Annotated in this window: 19 protein-coding genes; 16 read left to right on the forward strand and 3 right to left on the reverse strand. The window is 60.3% G+C overall.

Going from position 1 to position 21598, the window contains the following annotated elements:
- The first annotated feature begins 121 nt into the window (after positions 1 to 121).
- The 5 genes from BJP07_RS00605 to BJP07_RS00625 all read left to right on the forward strand — a co-directional run bounded on the left by BJP07_RS00605 (position 122) and on the right by BJP07_RS00625 (position 5364).
- Positions 122 to 1864 carry a long-chain fatty-acid--CoA ligase gene (locus tag BJP07_RS00605; RefSeq protein WP_071565578.1) on the forward strand — a complete coding sequence of 581 codons (1743 nt, stop codon included), beginning with the start codon at positions 122 to 124 and terminating at the stop codon, positions 1862 to 1864.
- A 62-nt stretch (positions 1865 to 1926) separates the two neighbouring features.
- On the forward strand, positions 1927 to 3045 hold the full coding sequence (gene moaA, locus BJP07_RS00610; RefSeq protein WP_071565579.1) for a GTP 3',8-cyclase MoaA: 1119 nt from the start codon (positions 1927 to 1929) through the stop codon (positions 3043 to 3045).
- 6 nt (positions 3046 to 3051) lie between these two features.
- The gene (locus BJP07_RS00615) at positions 3052 to 4284 is read left to right on the forward strand and encodes a molybdopterin molybdotransferase MoeA (protein WP_071565580.1); all 1233 of its coding nucleotides are present in this window, start codon (positions 3052 to 3054) and stop codon (positions 4282 to 4284) included.
- A gap of 17 nt (positions 4285 to 4301) precedes the next feature.
- The gene (gene moaC / locus BJP07_RS00620; protein ID WP_071565581.1) at positions 4302 to 4781 is read left to right on the forward strand and encodes a cyclic pyranopterin monophosphate synthase MoaC; all 480 of its coding nucleotides are present in this window, start codon (positions 4302 to 4304) and stop codon (positions 4779 to 4781) included.
- 10 nt (positions 4782 to 4791) lie between these two features.
- On the forward strand, positions 4792 to 5364 hold the full coding sequence (locus BJP07_RS00625; protein ID WP_071565602.1) for a molybdenum cofactor guanylyltransferase: 573 nt from the start codon (positions 4792 to 4794) through the stop codon (positions 5362 to 5364).
- 7 nt (positions 5365 to 5371) lie between these two features.
- Here the strand turns inward: BJP07_RS00625 and BJP07_RS00630 are convergent, their stop codons facing one another.
- Positions 5372 to 5860, reverse strand: coding sequence for a molybdopterin-binding protein (locus BJP07_RS00630; RefSeq protein WP_071565582.1), 489 nt, complete (start codon positions 5858 to 5860; stop codon positions 5372 to 5374).
- A gap of 215 nt (positions 5861 to 6075) precedes the next feature.
- Here BJP07_RS00630 and BJP07_RS00635 point away from each other — a divergent pair, with 215 nt between their 5' ends.
- The 7 genes from BJP07_RS00635 (at position 6076) to BJP07_RS00665 (ending at position 17209) form a co-directional block, all read left to right on the forward strand.
- Positions 6076 to 7365, forward strand: coding sequence for an MFS transporter (locus tag BJP07_RS00635; RefSeq protein ID WP_071565583.1), 1290 nt, complete (start codon positions 6076 to 6078; stop codon positions 7363 to 7365).
- A gap of 55 nt (positions 7366 to 7420) precedes the next feature.
- Positions 7421 to 11155: a nitrate reductase subunit alpha gene (locus BJP07_RS00640; RefSeq protein ID WP_071565584.1), complete on the forward strand. Its 3735-nt coding sequence runs from the start codon at positions 7421 to 7423 to the stop codon at positions 11153 to 11155.
- On the forward strand, positions 11155 to 12879 hold the full coding sequence (gene narH, locus BJP07_RS00645; RefSeq protein WP_083583967.1) for a nitrate reductase subunit beta: 1725 nt from the start codon (positions 11155 to 11157) through the stop codon (positions 12877 to 12879). The genes BJP07_RS00640 and narH overlap by 1 nt, the downstream gene beginning before the upstream one ends.
- Entirely contained in the window at positions 12879 to 13574 is a 696-nt protein-coding gene (narJ, locus tag BJP07_RS00650) for a nitrate reductase molybdenum cofactor assembly chaperone (protein ID WP_071565585.1), read from the forward strand. Before narH ends, narJ begins: the two co-directional genes overlap by 1 nt.
- Before the next feature lie 15 nt (positions 13575 to 13589).
- Complete coding sequence (gene narI, locus BJP07_RS00655) at positions 13590 to 14348, forward strand: respiratory nitrate reductase subunit gamma (RefSeq protein ID WP_071565586.1); 759 nt, start codon at positions 13590 to 13592, stop codon at positions 14346 to 14348.
- 115 nt (positions 14349 to 14463) lie between these two features.
- Complete coding sequence (modA, locus tag BJP07_RS00660; RefSeq protein ID WP_071565587.1) at positions 14464 to 15249, forward strand: molybdate ABC transporter substrate-binding protein; 786 nt, start codon at positions 14464 to 14466, stop codon at positions 15247 to 15249.
- A 22-nt stretch (positions 15250 to 15271) separates the two neighbouring features.
- Entirely contained in the window at positions 15272 to 17209 is a 1938-nt protein-coding gene (locus tag BJP07_RS00665; protein ID WP_071565588.1) for an ATP-binding cassette domain-containing protein, read from the forward strand.
- Here the strand turns inward: BJP07_RS00665 and BJP07_RS00670 are convergent.
- Positions 17206 to 17460, reverse strand: coding sequence for a MoaD/ThiS family protein (locus tag BJP07_RS00670; RefSeq protein WP_071565603.1), 255 nt, complete (start codon positions 17458 to 17460; stop codon positions 17206 to 17208). The genes BJP07_RS00665 and BJP07_RS00670 overlap by 4 nt on opposite strands.
- 45 nt (positions 17461 to 17505) lie before the next feature.
- Between BJP07_RS00670 and BJP07_RS00675 the strand changes: the two genes are divergently transcribed.
- Genes BJP07_RS00675 through BJP07_RS00690 form a run of 4 tightly spaced genes read left to right on the forward strand, consistent with a single transcriptional unit; the run spans position 17506 to position 20659 of the window.
- Positions 17506 to 18675, forward strand: coding sequence for a molybdopterin molybdotransferase MoeA (locus tag BJP07_RS00675; RefSeq protein ID WP_071565589.1), 1170 nt, complete (start codon positions 17506 to 17508; stop codon positions 18673 to 18675).
- An 11-nt stretch (positions 18676 to 18686) separates the two neighbouring features.
- On the forward strand, positions 18687 to 19169 hold the full coding sequence (locus BJP07_RS00680) for a MogA/MoaB family molybdenum cofactor biosynthesis protein (RefSeq protein WP_071565590.1): 483 nt from the start codon (positions 18687 to 18689) through the stop codon (positions 19167 to 19169).
- Positions 19159 to 19650: a molybdenum cofactor biosynthesis protein MoaE gene (locus BJP07_RS00685; RefSeq protein WP_071565591.1), complete on the forward strand. Its 492-nt coding sequence runs from the start codon at positions 19159 to 19161 to the stop codon at positions 19648 to 19650. The genes BJP07_RS00680 and BJP07_RS00685 overlap by 11 nt, the downstream gene beginning before the upstream one ends.
- Entirely contained in the window at positions 19637 to 20659 is a 1023-nt protein-coding gene (locus tag BJP07_RS00690; protein ID WP_083583971.1) for a ThiF family adenylyltransferase, read from the forward strand. The genes BJP07_RS00685 and BJP07_RS00690 overlap by 14 nt, the downstream gene beginning before the upstream one ends.
- On the opposite strand, the gene thrB is transcribed toward BJP07_RS00690, so the two are convergent.
- Positions 20656 to 21585 (reverse strand): homoserine kinase, encoded by a 930-nt coding sequence (gene thrB / locus BJP07_RS00695; protein ID WP_071565593.1) that lies wholly within the window; start codon positions 21583 to 21585, stop codon positions 20656 to 20658. The genes BJP07_RS00690 and thrB overlap by 4 nt on opposite strands.
- Positions 21586 to 21598: the final 13 nt, after the last annotated feature.

Below are 21598 nucleotides of genomic sequence, written 5' to 3' on the forward strand. Positions count from 1 at the left end.
AAAAGGGGAAATGGATCGGTGCAGTTGAGTGCGTGGCCAAACTTGTGCGACGCGCGCGATCCGTTTCGTATTGTAACGCATGTTTGAACTGTATATGTGCGATTCACGCTAAAGTAGTGCCATGCTTTCAACGATGCAGGAAGTGCCGTTTTCCGTCGGTCGCATTTTAGAGTACGGGCGCACCGCCCACGCTTCGACGAAGTGCACGACGTGGGGTCCCACGGGCGCTGAGGAATGCACTTTCGCGGACATTGGTGTACGAGCCAGCGCTTTTGCGAACGCGGCGGAAAACCTACTCGGCATTGACGGCGATCAACGCGTCGCAACGTTCATGTTCAACTGCTCCGAGCACATTGAGGTGATGTTCGGTACCGCCGCAAAAGGCGCCGTTTTTACTCCACTGAATATTCAACTGATGCCAGATCAGATCGCGTATGTAGTGAACCACTCAGAGGCGAAGGTCATCGTGGCGGATCCGCGTCTGGCAGAGAAGCTTGCTCGGGTTATGGAGCTGTGTCCGTTGGTCGAACACATCGTTTTTACGGGTGCACTGCTCGGCGAGGACGTGTTAGGGCTGTCATTGGGCACAGCGAAAGTGCACAGCTACGAGCAGCTTCTCGACGGCCAAGCTACCCGCTACCCGTGGCCGGAGCAGCCTGAGACCACTGCTGCAGCACTCGTGTATTCCACTGCTACAACTGGCGCACCGAAAGGCGTGGCCTACTCGCATCGTTCTCTTTGGTTGGAGGCGATGACGCTTCGTTCTACCGACTCCCTGGCGATTACGCATGGCGAGTCTTTTCTGTGCTGCATCCCCATTTATCACGTGTTGAGCTGGGGCGTACCCTTCGCAGCGTTTTTGACTGGAGCGCCTTTAGTGCTGCCAGGTGCTGACGTTTCCGCCGCAACGCTTGCAACGATCATCGCTTCAACGCACCCGCGAGTAGCGCACGGAGTGCCTACGCTGTGGATCCAGCTGATGGTGCACTACCTGCATACGCCGCCTGAGCGTATGAGCTTGCAGGAGATCTTCGTCGGCGGATCCCCCGCCCCACCAGCGTTGATCAAGATGTGGGAGGAGCGCTACGGCGTCGATGTCGTCCACGTGTGGGGCATGACGGAAACGTCGACGGTCGGTACCGTGGCGCGCCCACCGTCCGGCGCGTCGGGCGAAGCACGCCAGGCGTATCGGGTGTCACAGGGCCGTTTTGTTCCGTGGCTTGAATACCGGGTGGTCAACGACGGCGAGGTTATGGCGTCGACAGATCTTTCGCAGGGTGAGATACAAGTGCGCGGTAACTTGGTTGCTAATGGGTACTATCACTCGCCGACGCAGGAAAAAGGTGAGCTCGCCTCAACCTTCCGTGGCAATGAGATTAACGACGCCCGCCACCATTTCACTGCGGATGGTTGGTTGCGTACGGGGGATGTGGGCACCGTCACCGCCGATGGTTACATGACCTTGTATGACCGCGCCCGCGACGTTATCCGCTCTGGTGGCGAGTGGATTTACTCCGCGCAGGTGGAGAACCTCATTATGGAAGCAGATGATGTGATCGAGTGCGCGGTGATTGGATTCCCCGACCAGCAATGGGGCGAGCGTCCGTTGGCGATTACCGTGCTGCTTGACAATATCCCCCGCACCGCTGAGACAGCCGAGCAGCTACGCAAGAACCTTGCTGATGTGTTGCCAACGTGGATGGCCCCTGAGTATTGGACGTTCGTCGATGTGATTGACAAAACGTCGGTGGGCAAGTTCGACAAGAAGGACCTGCGGAAGCACCTCGCGAATGGTGACTACGAAATCATTGCGTTGCCCGGCCCAGGCAACCGTGGAAGAAAGAAGCAAGAGCCCGAGCAATAAATACAGGTTTTCCGCTACTAATTCTTGACCTGGCAGATTTCCTACTTATTATTGACAGCACTATGCCCATTCATCTTCCACTTGCATCGCCGTTAGCGCCCCACACCGCTTCGGACGGTCCGCTCACGCCAAACGCTAGCTTGGCCCCTGGTGAGCAACCTGCGCCGCGCACGCTCGACGATCGTTTTGGGCGCACGGCGCGAGACCTCAGGGTCAGTCTCACTGACCGCTGCAACCTTCGTTGTACGTACTGCATGCCGGCAGAAGGCCTCGAGTGGATGCCGACGGAAGAGGCACTGACGGATGCGGAGACGATCCGTCTGATCCGTCTCGCGGTAGAGCGATTGGGCATTCGTCAAGTGCGTTTCACAGGGGGCGAGCCTCTCTTGCGCCGCACGCTTGAGCACATCATCAGCGAGACAAAGGCAATGCGGACCGATGAAGGGGTTGCTCCTTCAACGGCAGTCACCACGAATGCGCTTGGTCTTGCCCATCGCGCGCAATCGCTTGTCGACGCCGGCCTCGACCGTGTGAACGTTTCCCTGGACACGACGGACCGGGAGCTCTACGCGCGACTCACACGACGTGATCGGATTGACGATGTCTTCGCTGGCATCGACGCCGCGGTGGAGGTTGGCCTCCACCCGGTCAAGGTGAACGCGGTAGTGATGCCTGGTGTTAACGAAGAAGGCGTAACGGATCTTGTACGCTTCGCGCTGGAGCGCGGACTGCAGTTGCGCTTTATTGAGCAGATGCCGCTTGGCCCTCGCGAGCAGTGGAAACGGGCCGACATGGTCACTGCCCATGATTTGGTTGAGCGACTCCGCACAGATTTCTCCCTTTCACCTGCGGTGGAGCCCCGTGGCTCCGCTCCTGCCGCATTGTGGGATATCTCCGACGGCACCCACAAAGGCAAGCTTGGGATTATTGCATCGGTGACGCACCCCTTCTGTGGTGCATGTGACCGAACCCGCCTCACAACGGACGGCTCAATCCGCTCGTGCTTGTTCTCGAAAGCCGCTGACGAGGTCTCACTTCGAGACACCATGCGCGCTGGTGCGTCCGACGCCGAGTTGGCAGACCTCTGGTCCAAGGCGATGTGGTTAAAGAAGCCCGGACACGGCATTGATGACGAAGGCTTCCTGCAACCGGAGCGCCTCATGAGCGAAATTGGTGGTTAACAACTAATGGGTACTCTTCCTTCTGTCGGCGATCATCTGGCGCGCGTCTTAGCGACGGCGCGCCCCCGTATCCAACACGACGCATCATTAAGCGATTGTGTAGGCCAGGTGCTTGCAGCCGATGTCCACGCACGGTTTCCGGTTCCGCCTTTTTCAAACTCTGCAGTCGACGGCTTCGTAGCCCACAAGGAGGATCTTTCCGGCGAAGGGCCATGGGTGCTGCCTGTAGCTGGTGAGATTGCCGCCGGGCATGAGGCAATCAACTGCCCACCCGGCTACGCGGTCCGCATCATGACTGGCGCACCGGTGCCTCCCCAAGAAGGCCTCCATATCGTTCCGGTCGAGCAGACGAACATCCCCCGAGGCCCCCATCCTCTGCCCACAGAGGTGCAGATTACTACCGCAGACCTTTGGAGGTCCCACATACGCCACGCGGGTGAAAACGTTGGCGCAGGTGAGATCGTCGCGCGGAAAGGGACGCGGATTGATGCTGGTACGCTTGCCGCGCTTGTCGCAACGGGTGTGCGCACAGTGGATGTGTTCGCGCGCCCGACTGTCGCGGTGGTCTCGACTGGCGACGAACTTGTCGCTTGGCCCGGCGACATTCACGGCGCGCAGATTCCAGATTCGAACCTGCCAATGGTGGCAACACTTCTGCGCGAAAGCGGCTACGCCAATGTGATCACGATGCACGCTGATGACGACACGCACTCGACGGAAGCACTGCTGGAGCGGGCGGCGGAGCAAGCTGACATCGTGGTCACCACAGGTGGCGTCAGCGCGGGGGCGTACGACGTGGTTCGCGCCATCACGGAATCCACACCGGACATGTGGTTCGGGCACGTGGCCCAGCGCCCAGGAAGCCCGCAAGGCGTGGGCCGTTGGTCCGGCGCTGCGTTCATCTGCCTACCCGGAAACCCTGTTGCTGCGTTTGTTTCGTGCGCGCTGTACGCGATCCCACTACTGCGCGCCACTGCTGGGGACAACACGCGCTGCACCGTGGACGAATGCGCTACGGCAATGGTGGACGTCGATAAGCACTTTCCTGCTCCACGCGCTGAGCGGCATGTTTTCGTGCCTGTACGACTTCGCACAGAACGCGGAGCAGTCCGCGCTGAAGCGTTTGCCGGAGGACATGGTGGTTCTGGATTCGTGGCTTCCTTGCCTGCGGTCGATGGAATCGCTGTCCTTGCCCCCGGAACCGACGTCCCTGTCCGTGTCCCAGTGATGCTGTTTTAGGAATAGGAATACTCAACATGGAATTTACTCATCTCAATGCTGCTGGCCAGGCCTACATGGTTGATGTCACAGAGAAGCAACCAACCGTCCGGAATGCGACTGCGCAAGGCGAGGTCGCTTGCTCCCCTGAGGTGATGCAGGCGCTGCGCGAAGGCACTGTGCCCAAGGGCGACGTGTTGGCGGTTGCCCGCGTCGCAGGCATTTCAGCCGCGAAGCGCGTGCCAGACCTCCTCCCACTTGCGCACACAATTGGAGTGCACGGCTGCGCGGTCGACGTCGAACTTCGCGATGACCATGTGTTTATCGAGGCCACGGTGCGCACTGCGGACCGGACTGGCGTCGAAATGGAAGCGCTCACCGCTGTCAGCGTTGCGGCGCTTGCCATCGTGGACATGGTGAAGGGTGTTGACCGTTCCGCATTTGTGCGCCGCATGGGGATCGTCGCAAAGTCTGGCGGCCGCTCCGGCGACTGGTCGCGAGAACTCCCCGAGGCATAGCATGCAAGGCATGCGAGACGAGTGGGAGAATCTCGGCGTCATTGTGCTCGCTGGGGGACGATCGACACGGATGGGCGCCGATAAGGCCCAGGTGAAAGTGAATGGCACCCGCCTCGTTGATGCGGTGTGTTCCCTCATCCCGGGTGGGGTGCCGCGCATCGTTGTGAGCCCACAGCCACTCGGAGTGCCCACCGTGAGTGAGGATCCGCCGTTCGGGGGTCCCGTCGCAGGGATTGCTGCAGGACTCTCACGTATCGACGCCCCCTTCGTCGCCGTCGTCTCCGTCGACGCACCGCGCTCTCCTGAACTGATCCCGGTACTTGCCACGCCTGTCCGCGGCGGCGCGGACGTCGCGGTCGTCGAAGCTGCTGATGGCTACCTGCAACCGCTATGTGCGGTGTGGAACCGTGCCTCATTGGAGGCGGCGCTCGATACCGTCGGCACGCGCGACATTCCCGCGAAGCGCCTCTTCGACGCGGTGAAATCCGTAGTCCGCGTCCAGGGCACAGGCGCTGAGCGCGACTACGATTCGCGCGAGGAACTCAACTCGCTCGGGGACGTTGAGTTCCCTTCTACCGAATAGCTCCTGCTTAGCGAACCCATTCTGTCAGACTCGGCCAGAGCGCGAGGATCACACCAAGGGTGTCGCTCACACCACCCCGTGAACTCGGGGTATTGACGATGAGGCTCGCGCCGGGTTCACGCGACGTAAGTCCAATCACGCCCCGACACAACCCGGCACGTGGGGAGTGTTCCAGCCCCGCGATGAGTACTTGCGTTTCGATGCCGTGGAGCCGTGTACTGATGAACTCCTCGGTGACTTCGGGGGTGAGATTGCGCGGCCCGAGTCCCGTACCGCCACAGGTGAGGATGAGTGAATTTCCACCTTCCACCGCTTGTGCCATTGCATTCCGTAGCGCTTCATCACCTTCTGGAATGATGACGGGCTGCGCGACCTGAAATCCAGCTTCAGTGAGCAACCGGGTGGCTGCGGGGGATGCTTTGTCTTTTCGCTCGCCCCCGAAAACCCGGTCCGAAACGACGATAACGACCGCTGTGGGGGCCGTAGTTGTTTCCATGAAGTGTTCCTTCCCTGCACAAACACAAGCATCTGTACAAATCGCCGAATTACGACACACATATGTTGCGTAATAATACACGGCTTTTCTCGTGGATAAGTTGATAGTAGCAGTTCACTGCCACTATCCTTAATAGTAGTTGCGGGTTTTTCTAACATTTTTATTCACCCGGAGCACATAGACCTTTATCGTATTTTTGAAGAGGATTTCACTCCATATCCAAGCTCGACACCTCCCAACGGGTACTCACCGGTTGGGATGCTGAAGATCCGGAAAAATGGGACGCCGGCATTGCATGGCGCACCCTTTGGATCACCACAATTTCGATGTTCTTCGGGTTCGTCACCTGGTACATCGTTGCGGCAGTGGCACCCCGGCTCAACGAGATCGGTTTTGATCTCACTGCTGCCCAGCTCTACTGGCTCACTGCAATTCCTGGTCTGGCTGCTGGTATCTTCCGCCTGATTTGGATGTTCCTGCCACCGATCCTCGGCACGCGAAAGCTCATTACGCTTTCGACCGCGCTCTTCCTTATCCCCCTCGTTGGCTGGTACTTTGCAGTCCAGAGTCCTGAGACTTCATACGGGACGCTTTTGGCTTTGTCCTTCATGGCAGGTATCGGCGGCGGCATCTTCTCGGGCTTCATGCCATCAACGGGATACTTCTTCCCGAAAGCAAAGTCGGGCACCGCGCTCGGCCTCCAGGCTGGTTTGGGGAACCTCGGTATGTCCTTCGTGCTGCTGCTCGCGCCGTGGCTCATCAGCATCACGATGATCGGCACGATCGAAGCTTCGGATGGTTCGGGTACCGCAATTAACGTGCACAACGTTCCGGCCTTCTTTGTTCCTTGGGTTGCCATCATGGTCATCGTGTCCTGGTTGACGCTCAAGGACGTTCCGGTGAAGGCAAACTTCCGCCAGCAGATCGATATTTTCGGCAATAAGAACACCTGGATCCTCACCATTATTTACGTGATGACATTCGGCGCCCTCGCCGGGTTCGGCGCACAGCTCGCACTGTTGATGAAGAACTCCTTCGGCGAAAACGCCACGAAACTGCTCGGGTGGGCATTCATGTACGCGCTGCTCGGCGCCTTAGTTCGCGCATTGTGGGGCCCACTGTGCGACAAGTTCGGTGGCGCAATCTGGACCTTTGTCGCTGGTGTTGGCATGACTATTACCACTGCAATTGCCGCAGTATTCCTCGCCCGTGGTGGTGACGCCGCGGCACCGTTCTTCTACACCATGCTGGCCATGTCTGTCTTTGCTGGCATCGGTAACGCCGGCACGTTCAAGCAGATGCCAATGATTTTGCCGAAGCGCCAGGCAGGCGGTGTCATCGGGTTTACCGGCGCGATCGCCGCGTTCGGACCGTTCATCGTCGGCGTGCTGCTCACGCTGATGAGCGCACCAACGTTCTTCTGGGGATGCGTGGTCTACTTCATCTTCGCTACGGCACTCGCATGGATCTACTACGCCCGTCCGAACGCTCCGTTCCCTGGCTAACACCCATTTCATTCACGACCCCGTTTTTCACTTTCATTCAAGGAGATTGTGAACCATGACTGATACGACACAGTCCAACCCGCTGTTTAAACTCGGTGGGTTCGTTCGCAAAGGCGACGTTACGCCTTCCGGCCAGCAAATTTTCCTCGAAGGTGGCCGCCAAGCCGACGTGTTCTACCGCAACCGTTGGTCCTTCGACAAGATGGTGCGCTCCACACACGGTGTAAACTGCACCGGTTCCTGTTCTTGGAAGGTCTACGTCAAAGATGGCGTCATCACCTGGGAATCCCAGGCCGTTGACTACCCGACTACCGGCCCTGACTTCCCGGAGTATGAACCGCGAGGGTGCCCGCGTGGCGCATCCTTTTCCTGGTACACCTACTCGCCTACGCGCATCCGATACCCGTATGTACGCAGCGCGCTGCTTGAGATGTACCGCCACGAAAAGAAGCAGCACGACGGCGACCCAGTACTCGCCTGGCGTGCGATTCAGGAAGACCCAGTCAAGCGTCGTGCTTACGTAGGTGCCCGTGGCAAGGGTGGCCTGGTGCGCGTTGCCTACGAAGAAGCCGTCGAGATCGCCGCAGCAGCACACGTTTACACGATCAAGCAGTGGGGCCCGGACCGCATTGCAGGTTTCACAGTGATTCCCGCGATGAGCCAGGTTTCGTACTCTGCTGGCACCCGTTTCCTGGGGCTTATTGGCGGCGCGATGTTGTCCTTCTACGACTGGTATGCGGACCTCCCTCCTGCCTCCCCGCAGACGTTCGGTGATCAGACTGACGTGCCAGAGTCCGGCGACTGGTTTAACTCTTCCTACCTGATGATGTGGGGCTCGAACATCCCGGTGACCCGTACTCCGGACTCCCACTTCATGACTGAGGTGCGGTACAAGGGCACGAAGATCGTCGTGGTCTCCCCGGACTACAACGATGCTGCGAAGTTCGCCGACGAATGGATGCGCATGTCGCCGGGTACCGATGGCGCACTTGCCTTCGCGATGGGCCACGTCATTTTGAGCAAGTTCCACGTTGCGCAGCAGCCGCAGTACTTCATGGACTACATGCTCAAGTACACGGATGCGCCCTTCCTGGTGGAGCTCGATCAGCTCGAGGACGGGACGTTCGCTCCCGGAAAGTTCCTCACCGCAGACAAGCTTGACGACGCCTCCCTGGCCAGCAGCGATAACGCTCAGTACCGCCTGCTCAACATCGAAGCGGACGGCACCGTTGTCGACCCAGGTGGCACCATCGCTGACCACTACAAGACCGAAGTCGGCAAGTGGAATCTCCGGCATGACAACGCCAACCCGGTGATGTCGATGGCAGACACCGACTCCTACGGCACCGCCGAAGTGTGCTTCCCACGCTTCGATATGGATGCCTCTCGCGAAGCTTTGGACTCGGACGGCCCTATCGGCGCTGGCGTATACCGCCGCGGTGTCCCGGTACGCGAGGTAGCGGGCCGTACCGTCACCACGGTGTACGACATCATGCTGGCGCACTACGGCGTGAACCGGCCGTCGCTGCAGCTGCCAGGCTCCTGGCCGGCTGACTTTAACGACGCCTCCGAGGTTGGCACCCCCGCATGGGCAGAAGAGCTGTCCAATGTTCCTGTCGCACAGATCGAACGCATCGCCACCGAGTTTGCGCAGAACGCGCTGGATTCGAAGGGCCGCTCCCAGATCATCATGGGCGCCGGGGTGAACCACTACGTTCACGCGGACTCCATCTACCGCACTTTCCTTGCGCTGACTTCCATGTGTGGCACCCAGGGCGTCAACGGTGGTGGTTGGGCGCACTACGTGGGCCAGGAGAAGCTGCGCCCGCAGTCGGGCTGGAGCCAGTACGCGTTCGCGAATGACTGGAACCGCCCACCGCGTCACATGATCAGTACCGGTTTCTACTATCTGACCACGTCCCAGTGGCGTTACGACAATTCAAAGGCCTCAAGGATGGCCTCGCCGTTGGCACGTACGGGCGCGTCGGAAGATAAGTTCTTGTCGGAGACGCTGGTTGAAGCCATGAAGCGTGGCTGGATGCCGTCGTACCCGCAGTTCAACCGCAACCCTCTACTGCTTGCTGAGCAGGCGAAGGAAGCGGGCATGGATGTGAAGGACTACGTTGTCGACCAGCTGGAGTCAGATCAGATGGAGTTCGCTGCTGAGGATCCGGATGCTCCAGAAAACTGGCCACGCATTTTGCTCAACTGGCGTACGAACCTGATGGGTTCTTCGGCGAAGGGCACGGAATACTTCCTGCGCCACATGTTGGGTGTCGATTCGGATGTCTCCGCGGAAGAGCTGACCGAGGGTGAGCGTCCGAAGTCGATTCGTTGGCGCGAAGAGGCACCGATCGGCAAGCTCGACCTGATGATGACGACGGACTTCCGTAACACTTCTACCACCCTGGTGTCTGACATCGTCTTCCCAGCGGCCACCTGGTACGAGAAGAACGATTTGTCCACGACCGACATGCACCCGTTCATCCATACCTTTAATGCTGCGATCAACCCGCCATGGGAGGCCCGTAGCGACTGGGAAATCTTCCGCGATATGTCCGACGCTGTCTCCCGCATGGCCGGCAAGTGGCTCGGCGTACAGACGGACATCGTTACCGCGCCGATCTCACACGATGCGCCGGATGAGATCAACCCGAACATGGCGAACGGCGTCGTACCGGACGTCAAAGAAGTTGGCATGGTGCCGGGCCAGACGATGCCGAAGCTGGTCCCAGTTGAACGTGACTACACCAAGGTGTTCGAGAAGTGGATGTCCTTTGGTCCGCTGACTGAGAAGGCTGGCACCAACGTGCACGGCACACCGTTTAACGTCGAGAAGCAGGTTGGTGAGCTCTTCGGCATGAACGGTGTCGCTGAGACAGCTTCCGCAGGCGACCGCCCAGCACTGAACTCTGCGGTGAAGGCCGCGCAGGCGATCCTGCACCTGTCTGGCGTGTCCAATGGTGAGGTTGCGCGCAACGGCTTCGAGAACCTGGGCAAGATGCTCGGCTCTGACACAAGCGAGTTCTGGGAGGGTACCGAGGACGCCCAGATCGTGTGGGACAAGGTCAAGGAACGCCCGCAAGAAGTCATCACCTCGCCAGAGTGGTCCGGCGACAAGCGCGATGGGCGTCGCTACACTGCGTTCTCGCTGAACCTCGCAATGGACAAGCCCTGGAATACGCTATCCGGCCGTATGCACTACTTCATTGACCACGACTGGTTCATTGACTACGGCGAGCAGCTTCCGGTGTTCAAGCCACCGCTTGACCGCATGCGTCTCAACGGTGAGACCCGCCCGGGCGAGACCCTCAAGGGCGAGGACGGTAATCCAGAGATCACGGTGCGCTACCTCACCCCGCACAATAAGTGGTCGATTCACTCGCAGTACTTCGACAACCTGCACGTCCTCTCCATCTCCCGCGGTGGCCAGGTTGTCTGGATGTCGGATGCGGATGCTCAGAAGATCGGCGTCAAGGACAACGAGTGGGTTGAACTCTACAACCGCAACGGTGTTGTCTCAGCGCGTGCTGTGGTCACCCACCGCATTCCAGAAGGAACGGTCATCATGAACCACGCGCAGGAACGCACAGTGGGTACACCACTGAACGAGCGATCCGGCCGACGTGGCGGCACGCACAACTCGCTGACCCGCATCACTATTAAGCCACTGCATGTGGCTGGTGGCTACGGCCACTTGACCTACGGATTCAACTACATCGGCCCAACCGGCAACAACCGCGACGAGGTTACCCGCATCCGTCGTCGCTCCCAGGAGGTGCAGTACTAATGCGAGTTATGGCGCAAATTGCCATGGTCATGAACCTGGACAAGTGCATCGGATGTCATACGTGTTCGGTGACGTGTAAGCAGGCATGGACCAACCGTGAAGGCACGGAGTACATCTGGTTCAACAATGTTGAAACTCGTCCCGGCGTAGGCTACCCACGCTCGTGGGAGGACCAAGATAAGTGGAAGGGCGGCTGGAAGCTTGACGGCAGCGGCAAGCTCAAGCCACGCCAGGGTGGGCGTATCAAGCGTCTGGCCACTATTTTCCACAACCCGAACATGCCGACGATCGAGGACTACTACGAGCCGTGGACCTATGAGTACGAGAAGCTCATCAGCGCCCCGGCGGGGCAGAAGACGCAGCCGACAGCGCGTCCGAAGTCGCAAATTACTGGCAAGCCGATCGACACGATCTCCTGGTCTTCGAACTGGGATGACAACCTTGGTGGTTCGACAGCAACCATGGACGACGACCAAGTCCTGGAGAAGATGAACCTGGAGGTGAAGAAGGAAATTGAAGAATCCTTCATGTTCTACCTCCCACGCATCTGTGAGCACTGCTTGAACCCAACGTGCGTGTCGTCTTGCCCGTCGGGCGCGATGTACAAGCGCACCGAAGACGGCATCGTTCTTGTTGACCAGGACAGCTGCCGAGGCTGGCGCATGTGTGTTTCTGGTTGCCCGTACAAGAAGGTGTACTTCAACCACAAGACGGGCAAGGCTGAAAAATGTACGCTGTGCTACCCACGCATTGAGGTCGGCCAGCCGACCGTGTGCTCGGAGACGTGTGTGGGTCGTCTGCGTTACCTGGGCGTGCTGCTCTACGATGCGGACCGTGTCGCCGAAGCTGCCTCAACCCCCGATGAAAAGGACCTGTTTGAGGCGCAGAAGTCGCTCTTCCTTGATCCCCGTGATCCTGAGGTCGTTCGCGCAGCAACCGAAGAGGGCATTCCGCATTCTTGGATCGAGGCCGCGCAGAATTCCCCAATCTACGACCTGATCTTCACCTACGGTGTGGCGCTGCCGCTGCACCCAGAGTTCCGCACGCTGCCGATGGTGTGGTACATCCCGTCGTTGTCGCCGATTGTCGACCAAGTGACGAAGACTGGCGCCGACGGCGAGGACCACAAGGTGTTGCTCAGCGCGATCTCCAACATGCGCATCCCGCTGGAGTACCAGGCTGGTCTGTTCACCGCCGGTGATACCGTCCCGGTGGAGCTTTCACTACGCAGGCTCGCCGCGATGCGTTCCTACATGCGCGACATCAACCTGGGTCAGCCGACGAACGAGGCGATTGCGAGTGCCGTCGGCATGACAGGCAAGGATCTAGAGGCGATGTACCATCTGCTGGCGATCGCCAAGTACGACGACCGGTACGTCATCCCGACCACTTCCCCGGAGACACCACGCGGTATGTCGTCGCTGGATCCCTTCGGCGGAGTCGACCCGGCGAGCAACGAGCTGATGGCCAACCTCGGTATGGGTGCGCCAAGCGCCTGCCACGAAGAGGCCGATAACGCTCAGCCTGGCAAGGTGTCTCTCATGTCGTGGACCGGCGACCGTCCTGACGCGATGTTCCCTACTGCGTTGAAGACTCGCGAGCCGAAGACCGCAAGCGAGAACTACCGCCCTGCTGCACCAGAGGCCTCCACTCCGACGCCGAACCCGGTTCAGGAAGGCCCAAGTGCTGACGGCAACACCGCACGACGCGAGGGTGAGCAGTAATGAGCACCCGGACCCAAATCGGGGTTGTACCCGAGGAGTTGGTGACCCCAGTTGCGTGCGACGCGCAGCAGCGCCGGATCGCAGCTATGGCTCTCAGCCTTGCGTTGCGGTATCCGGATGAGGAATTCTTCTCTACGTTGAATACGGTCGAGGAGCAGCTCGGGCTACTTCCTGCCCCTGTTTCTGCGGAGATCGCGGAGTTCATTGGTAGGGCGCGCGGCCTCGGCCTGTTGTCGCTCCAGGAGCACTACGTAGAGACCTTCGACCAACGTCGTCGCTGCGCGTTGCACCTCTCCTACTACTCTGTGGGAGATACTCGCCAACGCGGCGCAGCGATCCTCGCGTTTCGCCAGCAGTTGGCGGGCCTCGGGATGGAGGAGATCTCCGACGAGCTGCCAGACCACCTCTGTGTGGTACTAGAGGCGCTTGCCTTCGCTGACGCCGACTCTCAGCAGCACGCGTTGGAGATGATTGCCTCGCATCGCGACGGGCTTGAGGTGCTGCGTCACGCTCTGGTCGGGCTGGGTAGCCCGTACGCTCACCTGCTCACCGCGGTGTGTATGCTGCTCCCAACCATCGACGAGGAAACAATTTCTCGCTACATCAACCTGATTCGCCAGGGACCTCCTGCGGAGATGGTCGGTATTGAAACTACTCCCCTGCCGTTTCCAACGGCTTCTCCCAACCACAGTTAAAGGACTGAACTCACTATGACTGGTATTGAAGAATTCCTGTGGGTGGCCTTTCCCTGGTTGGCCATCGCCGCGTTTGTCATCGGCATTATCTGGCGCTGGCGCTATGACCAGATGGGCTGGACAACCCACTCCTCGCAAATCTACGAATCGAAGTTGTTGCGACTCTCCTCGCCGCTGTTCCACTGGGGCATGGTCTTCGTAGTCATTGGCCACTTGATGGGCCTGGCGATTCCGAAGTCGTGGACGCGAGGCGTGGGCATCAGCGATCACGCCTACCACCTCATCGCAACCATTCCAGGCACCATCGCTGGCATCGCCGTGGTGTTGGGGCTGCTTGGCTTGCTCTACCGCCGCGTGGTCAACCGTTCGGTGTTCTTATCGACGGCCACCTCCGACAAGTTCATGTATGTCTTCCTCACAATCGCAATCTGCTCGGGCTTCGTCGCGACTGTCTCGACGCAGGTGTTCGGGGAACCCGGTGGCTACGACTACCGTGAAACGATTTCTCCTTGGTTGCGCCAGTTGTTGATCTTTAACCCGATGCCCGACCTGATGGTCCAGGCACCCTGGGAATTTAAGGTCCACGTATTGGCTGGCTTCACACTGATTGCCTGCTGGCCTTTCACTCGCCTTGTCCACGCGTTCTCGGCGCCCGTGGGATACTCCACGCGGCCGTACGTGGTCTACCGCTCGCGCGGTGAAGAGGTTCAGGGTCGTCGCTCTGAGGCACAGTGGGAGCCGATCCGCTCGAACGGGCGTCAGCTGAAGCGCTAGCGCTCACCCGTTAGCCCGTAATGCCCCCGGAGCTGTTATCCCGAGGGCATTTTTCGTGCCTGCTCCTTTACGATAATTTATATTCATATTCAAGCCACTACTCGAAGGAATTTTCATGCGTTCGTCTCGTCTTGCCACATTGTTCGTCGCTGCTCTAGCTACGACCGGCTTGACCGCTTGCGCCGGTGGTACAGATACCGAAGGCTCGACCGCAACGGCACCAAGCGCTGAGGCAACCAGCGACCTCATCGTGATGGGGGCAGCCTCTACACGAGTGCTCAACGACGACCTTTCAGAAATGTCCGAGAGCAACCTCGAGTTCGTCAACGCGGGCTCCTCTGACCTGGTGCAGCAGTTGAAGGAGGGCGCGCCTGGTGACGTGCTGATCACAGCTGACCAGAAGAATATGGACAAGGCTGTCGAAGCGGGCGTCGCAAAGGATCCGAAAGTAGTAGCGACGAACTCGATGGTGCTTGTCGTGCCGAAAGGCAACCCAGCAAGCATCAAGAGCGTCGAGGACGTCCAAAAAGAGGGCGTAAACCTGGTGGTGTGTGATGCGCAGGTCCCATGCGGCTCCGTGACTAACGAGCTTGTCGCAGCGAACAATCTCTCTATCAACCCTGTGTCTCTGGAACACAGTGTGTCCGACACCCTGGGCAAGGTGGTCTCCGGGGAGGCCGACGCTGGCTTCGTGTACCGCACTGACGCTGCGGCAGCCGGTGACAGTGTCGAGGTCCTGGACATTCCACACGCTGAAGAGAAGCCGAACTCCCTCGTCGCTGCTGTTACTACCAACACCACCGACGAAGCCGCTGCACAGAAACTCTTTGAGCTGCTTGCAAGCCCCGAGATGGCCGTTGTGTGGGAGAAGTACGGTTTCGCCCCTGCTACCCACCAGTGACCACCGGGTAGAGTCCATATTCATGCAGCAATCAACGCTTCGTCAGGCCCCACGCCAGACACCAGTATTGGTGTGGGTCCTGGCGCTTTTTGCTCTCGCCATCATTGTCTTGCCGATCCTGGCGCTTGGCGTACGCGTGCCCTGGGGCAAGCTCGGCGAGATCCTTGCTTCGGGCTCCACGCATCAGCTGCTTCGCGTGACGTTAAACTCAGCCGTCCTCGCATGTGCCATAACGCTGCTGCTGGGCACCCCGCTTGCGCTTTGGATGCAACACCTGCGGCGCGGCGCCAGCTTTGCACGCGTGCTTGTGCTGCTTCCGCTGGCTATGCCCCCAGTCGTCGGTGGCCTTGCGCTCAGCGCGTTCCTTGGTCGGCGAGGCCTGGCGGCACCGATTCTGGACGCCTTGCATATCCAGTTCGCGTTCGCGTTTCCCGGGGTGGTTGCTGCACATGTCTTCATTGCGCTGCCGTTCGTTGTCATCACACTTGACGCGGCTCTGCGTCAACTCGATCCGGAGATTACCTACTCGGCCGCGGGCGTGGGGCTAAGTCCGTCCACAATTACTCGCAAGATCATCCTGCCTGCGATCGCGCCCTCACTCGTCTCTGCTGCCGGGTTGGCCTTTGCGCGCTCACTCGGCGAGTTCGGAACGACGCTCACCTTTGCAGGCTCGATGCCAGGCATAACACGCACAATGCCGTTGGGCATCTACATCGCCCGTGAAGTCGACCAAGATGTTGCGTACGGCCTTTCAGCCATTTTGATCGCGCTCGCTGTCCTGACGCTCGCTGCATCAACGCTGCCAACCGTCTTCCTGTCACGTTCACGCTCCCGCGAGGTCTCACGCACGACACACGATGTAGACACCCAGCGCCTCCGTGCTCTTACGAGCCCAGAAGACGGCGGTGTACCCGTCACTGTCGGAGGTACAACGTTTCCTGCTAACGCCACCACGGCACTCATCGGGCTGAACGGCTCGGGCAAAACCACATTGGTTGGCAGGATCGCCGGGCGCCTCGGCGGCCTGCGAACCACGATCGGTGACCGCGTGGTTGACGAGGGCACGGCGTCGAGCAGACTCGTGCCCGCGCATAAGCGCGGTGTTGTCCTGTTGACCCAGAACCCTGGTCTGCCCCCTACTTCAACCCCGCTGAAAGCTGTTGCAATGGTCACGGGGAGCAAACAGCGTGCGTTTGACCTGCTCACCTCAGCTGGCCTACGCGACCTTGCCGACGTCCCCGTCCGCGCTCTATCGGGCGGCCAGGCTTCACAAGTCTCACTCGTGCGCGCGCTTGCCCCCCGCCCCCGCGTGTTGATCCTTGACGAGCCACTCGCCGCCATCGACGTGAATTCGGCACACCACTGGCGCCAGGTGCTGCGAGCCACCGCTCACGACCGCACCACAGTCGTGATTACGCACAACCCGTTGGATGTCGCCAACCTTGCGGAATACGTCGCAGTAATGGACCGCGGCCACGTGATCAGTCTGCGTTCAACGGTTGAGGAGCTCAAGGTCCCGGCTACGCAGTTCTCTGCCCGCCTAGCCGGCGTGAACTGGCTACCCGCGAGCGTGAACTGGATCCCTGCGCATATGATGGGTGCCGCCCACCAAGGTTGCGCTGCGCACGTGGAAACAACAATCGGGGAGCTAGCAGGCATCGCCTCAGAACAGTGTGAACAGCGCGACGACGCCGTCGTGGTCTTTGCACCACACGCTGTCTCGCTGCATGTGCCTCCAGCGGCTACACCCGAGGAATACAACGCGCTGCGCGCCACCGTGGCCACAGTCGATGTCAGTACCGCGGGCGGACTGACTGTGGAGCTTGACGTCCACGGTGCGGTGGTCGCACTTCCCGTCGAAAGACAGGAGGCGCTCGATGCTGGCATTGAGCCAGGAGCGTCTGTGACGTGCTACGTCAAAACAGAAGACATCGCGATCCACCCGAAACCGACGGATTAGCCTCCTGCGAACGGTGGCAGTACATCAACGCGTTCTGCGGACTCGAGCGAGTCGGTCTGTTGGGCGCGTTTGCCGTCGATGAGGAAGGTGCAGCGTGTCAAGATGTCTGTGAGGGTTTGGCCGGCGTCGGTGGTGCCGTTGTGGCGCGAAGCGGCGTCGTCAAGAAGTTCCTGGAGCGTGGCAAAGTTCCCAACTTCTTCCTGCGCGACGCCTGTGGCCGCTCGTGCTGCGGCAAAGTAGTGAATTTGCATGTCGCCCATGGTAGCGAACTGTGCGTGACGCGTAGAGTAAGCGGCATGACACGAAGTACTGAGGAACACTTTCGCGAGGTACAGCGAACGATTGGGCAGCGTCCGTCGGAGCGCATCACCGTGGTTGAGGCGGGCAAACAGCAGCGGGTGCTCGCCGCGGATGTTGTTGCCGTCCGCGCGCAGCCGTCCTTTGATAATTCGCAGATGGACGGCTACGCCCTACCCCAGGTGGAGGCGCACACGGCGCTGATCGGGCCCACGATCGCAGCCGGCGCAGATCCCGACGAGCTGTATCCGGAGGGCCTCCAAGATGTCGTGGCTCCGATCATGACCGGCGCCAAGCTGCCGCGCGGCACCGTAGCGGTTGTTCCAGTGGAGCGTTGCACCCCACCGACGTTTGGTGCTACAGATGAGAAAGTGCAAGTACCCGCAGCAGAGCTCGGTCAGTTCATGCGCCTGGCAGGCAGCGATGTGCAGCCTGGTGCTTGCATTGCGCGCAGAGGCGACGTAGTGACGCCCGCACTTGTCGGCGCTGCGATCGGCCAGAGAATCGATACCGTTGAGGTGGAGCGCACTGCCCGCATCCTGGTCATAACTGGTGGTGCAGAGGTGACTCCACATGCCCAGGGGGCAGGCCCCGCAACGATCCCGGATTCAAACGGGCCGATGCTTGAGGTGCTCGCGGCTCGCCACGGCATCGACGTGGCAGCACGTCTTTTAACCAATGATGATCCGAAACTGCTCCAACAGGAAGTTGCAGCTGCAATCGAGGAGCACCACCCCGATGCGATTGTGACTTCGGGTGGGATCAGCCACGGCAAGTTTGAGGTCATCCGGCAGATGTTTACCGATGGCTGGTACGGCCACGTGGCGCAGCAACCCGGCGGGCCTCAAGGGATTTCCACGTTCCGAGGTGTGCCGGTTGTGAGCCTGCCAGGCAACCCGATTTCCACCATCGTTTCTTTCGTCCTGTATGTCGCACCGGTGTTGGGCCGCTCGGAGCCGCCGATACAAGTAGCCGTCGACACGGAGGTTACTGGTATCGCGGGCAAGGATCAGTACCTGCGCGGAGAGATACGCAATGGCCGTGCTCATCCGTTTCCAGGAACGAGCTCGCACCTACTGACGCAAGGGGCTACGGCAACATGCCTGATCCGTGTCCCTGATGCAGCAACGGTACCTGCGGGAACGCCGGTCACTGTGTATCCGATGTAGGTTGAGTGGATATGGATACGAATCATCGCAGCGCGCGAGTCATTGTTGCTTCTACGCGTGCAGCCGCTGGTGTCTACGAGGACAAGTCCGGGCCGATCGCCGTTTCGTTCCTACGAGAGGCAGGCTTTGATACCCCCGACGCTACCGTCGTGGCCGATGCGAACCTTGCCGACGCCGTCCACGAAGCACTTGCTGCGTCCCCGTCGGTATTGCTGACCTCGGGAGGCACCGGTATTACGCCGGATGACCAAACGGTTGATATTGTGGAGCCTCTGTTAGATCGGCAGCTGCCGGGCATCGTGCACGCGTTTTGGTCATACGGTCAGCAACAGGTCGCAACAGCAGTGTTATCGCGCGCCGTGGCTGGTGTGGCGGGACGCACGTTCGTCATGACGCTTCCGGGTTCACGCGGCGGGGTGAAAGACGGGTGCGCCGTACTCGCTCCCCTGCTGGGCCACATCACCGCACTCATAGAAGGATCACATGAGCACTAATTCGCAACCAACACCGACTCCGGACCCTCAGTTCGTGGCGGAGCAGGTCAATACAGTTATCGACGCCCTCATCACTGAGACTCCCCTCGAGCGCTTCGCGACGGACGCTTCCACTGCCACGATGACGCGCTCGATGGGCGCACTCGTCCGCTTCGAGGGCGTTGTCCGCGACCACGACGGCGGTCAGGCTGTGCGCTCACTGACGTACGAGTCTCACCCCAGCGCCCAAGATGAGCTCCGCGCCATCGTTGAGGACATCGCGAAGCATCATCCGGTGAGGATCTGGGCTGCGCACCGGGTAGGCCCCGTGCCAATCGGCGAAATGGCGTTTCTGGTCCTCGTCGCCGGGGCGCACCGCTCCGAGGCTTTCGCTGCCTGTGAGGAGGTCACCGACAGGGTGAAGTCTCAGGTCCCAATCTGGAAAGAACAGTCGATGTCGGATGGTGCGACACAGTGGGTGGGTATCGATGACGCTCGATGAGCGCTACCTGCGTCAAACAACACTCATTGGTTACAAGAAGCAGCAGAAGCTTTTCGACGCCCACGTCGTCGTCCTCGGCGCAGGTGGCCTGGGCTCGCCCACCTTGTTGTACCTAGCTGGGGCAGGCGTTGGCACGATCACCATCATCGACGATGACCGAGTGGACCTGTCCAACCTGCACCGCCAGGTCATCCACACCACCGACGCCATCGGCACCGCAAAAACGGATTCGGCGAAAGCGCAAATGCAAGCGCTCAACCCAACGGTCACCGTGCGCACCGCAACGGAACGCCTTACGTGGGACAACGCACTCCAGCTCCTCAGCGGCGCCGATGTGATCGTCGATGGAACCGACAACTTCCAGACGCGCCACATCGCCTCACATGCGGCCGCCCGCCTGGGGGTGCCGCACGTGTGGGCTTCCATCCTGGGGTTCGAAGCACAGCTCACAGTGTTTTGGGCAGACCACGGGCCGGTCTACGAGGACCTCTTCCCCGCCCCACCAGCGCCCGGTAGCGTGCCGTCGTGCTCCCAGGCCGGAGTGGTTGGCCCACTCGTAGGCGTTGTGGGGTCAGCGATGGCGATGGAAACGATCAAGCTCATCACTGGGCTCGGCTCACCGCTAGTCGGCCAGCTCGGCTACTACGACTCACTGTCTGGTATGTGGGAGTACGTGCCGCTTGTCGCCGACCCTGAGGTCACCGAACGAGTACGCACCAGCGTGCCTCCACAAGGGCCCGCGGAGGTCGCGGTCATCCCTGAAGGCGCCACGATTCTCGACGTACGCGAACCCGAAGAATTCGCAGACTTCCACCTCGACGGCGCCATCAACGTACCCCTCGGCGCCATTATCGAAGGCTACACCCCACCCGAGGCCAAGCCAGGGACCATCGTGGTCTGCGCCCGTGGTGCGCGTTCGGAGCAAGCTGTAGCGGCACTCGAAGCGCGTGGCGTCACTGGCACCGCAAGCTTTCGAGGGGGCGTCGAACAGTTCCGCCCCCTCGGTTAAGCGCGGGTGAGCTCGCCGCGCACCGGCCCTGCAACCTCGAGTTCGATAACGCGAAGTCCGGCCTCGCGGGCGTCGTCAAGCAAAGCTTCATCGACATCGGTCGTGGTCAAGACCAACGCTGTCGGGCCCGCACCAGACACGAAAGCGGCATAACCGCGGTTGCGCAGGCGGTTCACCCACTCAGCAGTCACCGGCAGCACGTCAGCACGATACGGCTGGTGAAGGCGATCGCGCGTGCCTTCCCACAGCAATCCGGGGTGGGACTGGATTGCCACAGTCATCACCGCAGTACGCGACACGTTGAAGCGCGCGTCCGTGTGCGTGACGTGACTCGGCAGCACCTGGCGGACCGCATTCGTCGAAGCGTGGAAATTCGGCACAAGCGCCACCGCACGAATCGACGGGTCGGCTGGGACCGCGACAGCACGGTACACCGGGTGCGATACCCCATCCACTGGGATCTCGGTCCAGGATACGACGGCCCCTCCAAGCACCGAAGCGGCAGCGTTATCTGGGTGCCCCTCGAACGCCGAGGAAAGCTGAACGACTTCATCGGTGGACAACGGGTTGCCAGCAAGCGTGTTCGCTGCGACGACTCCCGCAACTGCGGCCGACGCGGACGAACCAAGCCCACGAGACTGCGGAATGTTGTTCGTAGACACCACGCGAAGACCTGGCACTGAAACATCAGCAGCCTTCAGGCCTGAACGAATCGCCTTGACCACCAGGTGGGACCCGTCGCGTGGCAGGTCATCCGCTCCTTCACCGAAGATCTCTACCTCAAGCCCGGATTCGATGACTTCGACTTCGACGGTGTCGTAGATGCTCAGCGCAAGCCCGAGTGTGTCGAAACCTGGGCCCAAATTCGCCGAGGAACCCGGCACGGTCACTGTCGCCTTCAGGCCTACCTCAATGTCTGTCGCCATGATCTACTCCTTG

Source organism: Corynebacterium sp. NML130628, assembly GCF_001875665.1.
In the GTDB taxonomy this organism is placed as follows: Bacteria; Actinomycetota; Actinomycetes; order Mycobacteriales; family Mycobacteriaceae; genus Corynebacterium.